The following is a 6180-nucleotide window of genomic DNA, read 5'->3' as shown; positions in this document are numbered from 1 at the left end:
ATTATATTAAATATTAATTGTTCTTTTTTAAAAATTTTTTAGTTTATGGTATATATTTTTTATTATAAAATTAATTAATCGTTTAATTCGTATTTATACCAATAAGAATTTCCAATTTTCTTCTTTAAAATTTGTTTTAAACCTTTCAAATTAAAAGTAGCCAATATTTCAGCCGTATTCTTATTGTATAACACTACAGATTGGCTGGATACTAATAATTTTATTAAACTTGTTCCTCTACCATTACCATCTAAATTTTCAATTACTATAAATCCGTCTTTTATATCTTTATCAAATACGCTATAGCTTATATAATCTCCTGAATTATCTAATAAATATAAATCTAATTTATCATTTTCTTTAACATCATCGTTAAATATTATTATACCAGCATTACTAAATCTTTCTTTATATGTTATATCGACAGTCATTGCGGAGTTTGATTCATAGTCAAAAACAGTAAAGCGGTGAAAATTTACTCCATTATCATTAGGAACTATGCTGTATTGCCATTCTGCGAAAACTATAGCCGAAAAAATTAAAAATAAAAATATAATCTTTTTCATTTTATAACTCCAATTTAATTTATTAGATTTTTATTTTATAACTAATTAATTTAGAGTTAATTATATTATTTAAATTAAAAAAATCAATTTTGTAAATAACGGTAATATTGTTTAGTTTAAATAATTTATTTTATTTGGATTGCTTCATTATAACTCGCAATGACGGACTTTACGAATTAGCGAAAATCTTTTTCATTTTTTAAGTTTTCTCTCTCCAAAGGGTTAACTCCCCCTTTCATTAAAATATAATCTTTAGAACCTCATGCAGAGATGCATGGGGTTCGCTTTATCTTTTGCTGGAATAAAAAATATTTACTAATCCAAATTGACGCGTTCCAATTTATATTTTTCGTTATTCAAAAATATATTCAAAAGATTTTTAGATTTATTTTTATCGCTTGAAGTCGTATATATTGTTAATCGATTTTTATTTTTAAGATTATTATTCAAAAGATTATTTTCTTTCCAATATTTTTTTACCGACAAAGCAGTTGGACGACTCGGTTCGATAATTTTTTTTATGTTATTTCTATTTTCGTTTTTATTTTCTTTCAAAACTTTTTTTATATCTTTTATTATTAAAGGATAATGAGTGCAGGCTAAAAGCAAACTGTCCGAATTAGAATTTATTTTTTTTATATAATTATTCAATATTTCAAATCTGTCTTCGAAACTTTCCCAACCGTTTTCTATCATTGGGCATAATTTTTTGCAAACTATTTGAGTAATTTTTATTTCTTTATTATTTTCTTTTATTTTTTTCAAATATATTTTCGATTTAATCGTAAAGTCCGTAGCCATAATCGATATATTATTTTTAGAAATTTTATTTACTTCGGCGCATGCGTTTGAAATAACTTCTATTATTGGAATATTATATTTTTCTTTCAATATTTCGGATGCCGATGCTGAAATCGTATTGCATCCTATAACTAATATTTTACAGTTTTTATTTATAAGAAAGTCCGCCATTTTTGAAGACAGTTTAATTATTTCTTTTTTCGATTTATCGCCGTAAGGAATATTTTTATTGTCGCCCAAATAAATATAATTTTCATTCGGCATAAGTTTTAATAATTCTCTTAAAATCGTTATTCCGCCAAATCCCGAATCGAATATTCCTATAGGTTTTGAATTAATATTCATAAATATAAATTCCGTATAAGTTAAAAAAATATTTAAAATCTTATTATATAGGAAATTAACATAATAATCAATTATTTTTAACCGCGTAAATATCTTGCAAAATATGATATTTGATTATATTATTAACAAATTAAAGTTATTTAAATTTTTCAAAATGCGGAGATATTATGAACCATTTAGAATTGAGGGAAAAGTTTAAAGAATTTTTCAGAAGTAAAAAACATGCTATAGAAAAATCTTCTTCCTTGATACCGATAGACGACCCGAGTTTATTATTCACTACGGCGGGAATGCTGCAATTTAAACCTTATTACGCGGGAATAAAAAAAGCTCCTTATTCGAGAGTAGCGACTATACAAAAATGTTTCAGATTATCCGATTTGGAAAATATTGGAAAAACGGCAAGGCATCATACTTTTTTTGAAATGTTCGGCAATTTCTGTTTCATGAGCGATTATTTCAAAAAAGAAGCTATAGAATTCGCTTGGGAATTTTCAACCGAAGTAATTAAACTTCCGAAAGAAAGAATTTATGTTTCTGTTTATGAGAAAGACGATGAGGCTTTTGAACTTTGGAATAAAAGAATAGGAATTCCAAAAGAAAAAATTGTTCGTCTTGGAAAGAAAGATAATTTTTGGGGACCAGCGGGAGATTCTGGCGCGTGCGGACCTTGTAGCGAACTTTATATAGATATGGGCGAAGAAAAAGGATGCCATAAACCCGATTGTTATGTGGGCTGCGACTGTGAAAGATATTTGGAATTTTGGAATTTAGTTTTCAATGAATTTTTTCAAGATACTGACGGAAAATTATCTCCTCTTCAAAATGTGGGAATCGATACGGGAATGGGACTCGAAAGATTATGCTATATTATGCAGGGAGTCGAAAGCAATTATCAAACCGATGTAATGAAACCTATTGTTGACGCTATCTCAAAAAAATTAAATATAAAATACGAAGATAAAAATAAAACTAAAATAAATTTAATCGCTGACCATTTAAGGGCTTTGGTATTCGTTATCGGAGAAGGATGCATTCCGTCAAACGAAGGAAGAGGCTATGTTTTAAGAAGACTTTTAAGAAGGGCATTGAAAACGGCAAACGATTTTGGATATAAAAACGCTTTTTTAAATGAAATTTCCGATTCGGTTATAAATGTTTACGGGGATATATACGATAATCTGCCTAAAGAAGAAAATAATATAAAAAGAATTTTAAAAGAAGAAGAAAATAAATTTATAAATACTATTTCGGCGGGAATGAATAAACTTTATTCTGTAATGGAAGATTCTAAAAACAAAATTATAAAAGGTTCGGACGCTTTCATGCTTTTCGACACTTACGGACTCCCGTTGGATATAACTGAAGAAGAAGCAGGCGAGCATGGTTTTACCGTTGATAAAGAAGGTTTTGAAGAAGCGATGGAATCTCAAAGAAAGAGAAGCAGAGGAATCGGAGCGTATAAAAAATCAAAATTCGATTATATTGAAACTTTTGAAACGAAATATATAGGCGAAGATTACGATTCTATTATAAACGGAGTAAATGCAAAAATTGTCGCCATATACGAAGACGGAAATAAAAAAGAAAGAGCGTCAAATTCTCAAGCGATTATTATAACCGATATTTCGCCTTTTTACGGAGAGATGGGAGGACAAGTCGGAGATACGGGCTATATTGAAAATTCAAAAAATGAAAAAATAAAAGTTGTAGATACTCAAAAAAAAGAAAATACGATTATTCATGTAGTCGATTTAAAAAATTATTCTTTGGAAGTCGGGGAAGAAGTTAAATTATTTGTCGATATAGATAGAAGAAATTCAATCAGAAAAAATCACACGGCAACGCATATTTTACAAAAAGTATTGGAACTCACTTTGGGAAATCATATAAATCAAGCGGGAAGTTTCGTCTGTGAAGATTATTTAAGATTCGATTTTACTCATCCAGATTCGATAAGCGAAGAAACTTTAATCTCGATAGAAAATCAAGTTAACGAAATAGTATTTAAATCTATGCCAGCGGAAATAAAATTTATGCCGAAAGAAGAAGCCATATCTTCGGGAGCGAAAGCTTTATTCGGCGAAAAATATCCCGATACGGTTAGAATATTAAATATTGGAAACGGTTTTTCTGTGGAACTTTGCGGAGGAAGTCATTTGACAAATACCGCTCAAGTCGGTTATTTTCATATAGTCGGAGAAGGTTCGGTTGCAAGCGGAGTTCGTAGAATAGAGGCTATAACGGGAATTAAAGCTGCGAGAGAATCGACAAATCTTTTTTATAAAGTGAAGAGTTTGGCTCATATATTGGGCGCTTCAAAAGTGGAAGAACTTAATATAAGAGCGGAAAATTTGCAAAACGAAATAAAGAAACTTCAAAAAGAAAATAAAAGTTTAAAAACTTCAGGTTCTTCCGCTAATTTATTTATGGATAATTATGAAACTATAAACGGAAGCAGATTTTATAATTTGGAGTTTAACGAGGATATAAAAAATATTAGATTATATGCGGATACGATAAAGGAGAGAGTGAAAGATTCCGTAGCCATAATGATTAGCAAAACGGATTCTTCAAATTCCATACTCGTTCAAATTACGGGAAAACTTGTAAAAAATTTATCTGCAAATTCTATTATAAAAGAGATTATTTCGGCGGCGGGCGGACGCGGAGGCGGAAAAGAAACTTTCGCTCAAGGCTCAATCGAAAATGTTGATAAAGCTAAAGAAGAGATAAATAAAATAAAAAATAAATTATTGTAGGATTTTTAATGAAAAACAATTTTTTTATATTTATATTATTTTTAATTTTTTTAATTTCATGTTCTCAAAAAAATGTCACTTTAAGAAGAATCGAAGATATAAATAGAGCGGAAAGAAAATTGGCAAAAAATCCTAAAAACGAAGAAGTGCTTTTGGAAGTTCTAAACGCTGCTCAAAACGGAAATAGGGAAGTGCGAGCTGAAGCGATGTGGGTTTTAAGTAATTTGGAATCGGAAGTTGCATATAGCGATTTTTTGAAAGCGAGCGTAGAGGACCCAGATTTTAATGTGCGATGTCTGGCGGTTATGGGACTTGGAAAACTTGCGGCAAGCAATCCAGAAGCTATAGACAGCATAAAAAGAGCGATTTCCGACACGGATTTGCAAGTTCAAATGGAAGCTTTGAAAGTAGCGGGAAGCATTAACTCTCCCGAACTTTTAAATCCGATTTTGGATAGTTTATCGAGCAGAAATAAATGGGTGAGAATAACCGCTATAGAATCTTTGAAAGATTATAAAGACGCGAGAGTCGACAGAGCTTTAAATTTATTGTCTTCGGGCGATTCGGATTATGCGGTAAAATCGACTGCGGAACAAGTTATAGAATATAGAAAGGGAATTTCGGATGAATAAAAAATTATTTTTGTTTTTGCTTTTTATTATATTTATTTTTTCATGTTTCATTTTATCATGCGCTAATATGAGACAGTCTTATGTTGTAGTCGACAATATTATAAGCAAAGAAAGAAATATTGTGATAGCTTCTTTTACATTTCCTAAAAATATGACTAATCAAAATTTGGATAAATTAAAATATTTGAATACGGAAATATACGCAGATTTTGTATTGGGAAGTTTTATAACTAATTTCAATTCTCAAAACGATTTGGTTAAACTTATAACTTTGGAAGAGGCTTTGGGAAAACAGGAATTTTCAAAATTGTCAAATCATTCGATATTCAGAGCGGATTATGTGGCGGCTACTGGAACTTTGGCTGCAAATATTTTGGACGAAGAAACCGCAAATAAAATATTAAACGAATATGACGGAATAATGTTTGCAAACTCTTATATGTCGTTTTGGGCGCAGAATATAATAATAGATTTTAGAATATACGAGGCTAACGGAAGCTATCTTTGGGTTGACGAATTAAACGGAAAATCCTATCATATAATAGGAGATACTGGTTCGCCTACGAGACAAACGGCTTACGAAATAGTTATTGCGGATGTCGTAAAATATCAGCAGAGGCATGGAGAGGAACTTTATACTATAATAAATCAGGCTATATCGAACGGAGTAATCGGACTCAAAGAAAGAGTTCCATACGCTTTTAGCACCAACGATATACTTTTTACTCAAAAAACATTTAGCCTGACAAATCAAAATTATTCAAAAAAGGCGGGGATAAACTAATGGCTAGAAAAAGAATAGAATTAAATTTTAACGATACGGACGATTTTCATTTTAAAAGTTATTTAAGAGGATATTTGATTGAAATCGAAGGCGGAAAATATTTGATAGTAAATGACGATTTGGCGATAAGGGCGAGCGGAAAAACTCCGAAAGAAGCGGCGGAAAATATAAAAGAGCAGTTTATGATTCTGGCAAACGAAATTGTTTATAAATCGAAATATGCGGCTTTAAGCGAGAGAGAAAGAAAAAAGTTTAATATTATACAATCTATATGCGACATTATATAATTT

6 protein-coding genes are annotated in these 6180 nt (G+C 30.2%); 4 read left to right on the top strand and 2 right to left on the bottom strand.

Going from position 1 to position 6180, the window contains the following annotated elements:
• Window positions 1–74: 74 nt before the first annotated feature.
• Together ACR0QS_RS09925 and murI are read right to left on the bottom strand one after the other, a co-directional pair.
• The gene (locus ACR0QS_RS09925) at window positions 75–566 is read right to left on the bottom strand and encodes a hypothetical protein (RefSeq protein WP_432633289.1); all 492 of its coding nucleotides are present in this window, start codon (window positions 564–566) and stop codon (window positions 75–77) included.
• Window positions 567–881: 315 nt separating this feature from the next.
• The gene (murI, locus tag ACR0QS_RS09920; RefSeq protein ID WP_432633288.1) at window positions 882–1712 is read right to left on the bottom strand and encodes a glutamate racemase; all 831 of its coding nucleotides are present in this window, start codon (window positions 1710–1712) and stop codon (window positions 882–884) included.
• A 167-nt stretch (window positions 1713–1879) separates the two neighbouring features.
• Between murI and alaS the strand changes: the two genes are divergently transcribed.
• Genes alaS through ACR0QS_RS09900 form a run of 4 tightly spaced genes read left to right on the top strand, consistent with a single transcriptional unit; the run spans window position 1880 to window position 6177 of the window.
• Window positions 1880–4474, top strand: coding sequence for an alanine--tRNA ligase (gene alaS, locus ACR0QS_RS09915; protein WP_432633287.1), 2595 nt, complete (start codon window positions 1880–1882; stop codon window positions 4472–4474).
• An 8-nt stretch (window positions 4475–4482) separates the two neighbouring features.
• On the top strand, window positions 4483–5106 hold the full coding sequence (locus ACR0QS_RS09910) for a HEAT repeat domain-containing protein (RefSeq protein WP_432633286.1): 624 nt from the start codon (window positions 4483–4485) through the stop codon (window positions 5104–5106).
• Window positions 5099–5890 carry a hypothetical protein gene (locus ACR0QS_RS09905; protein ID WP_432633285.1) on the top strand — a complete coding sequence of 264 codons (792 nt, stop codon included), beginning with the start codon at window positions 5099–5101 and terminating at the stop codon, window positions 5888–5890. The genes ACR0QS_RS09910 and ACR0QS_RS09905 overlap by 8 nt, the downstream gene beginning before the upstream one ends.
• Window positions 5890–6177 carry a hypothetical protein gene (locus ACR0QS_RS09900; RefSeq protein ID WP_432633284.1) on the top strand — a complete coding sequence of 96 codons (288 nt, stop codon included), beginning with the start codon at window positions 5890–5892 and terminating at the stop codon, window positions 6175–6177. Before ACR0QS_RS09905 ends, ACR0QS_RS09900 begins: the two co-directional genes overlap by 1 nt.
• The last annotated feature ends 3 nt before the right edge of the window (window positions 6178–6180 follow it).

The sequence above is a fragment of the Brachyspira sp. genome (assembly GCF_050873525.1).
GTDB lineage: Bacteria > Spirochaetota > Brachyspiria > Brachyspirales > Brachyspiraceae > Brachyspira.
Note: the sequence above shows the minus strand (reverse complement) of the source record. Positions and strands in the feature narration are given on the sequence as shown.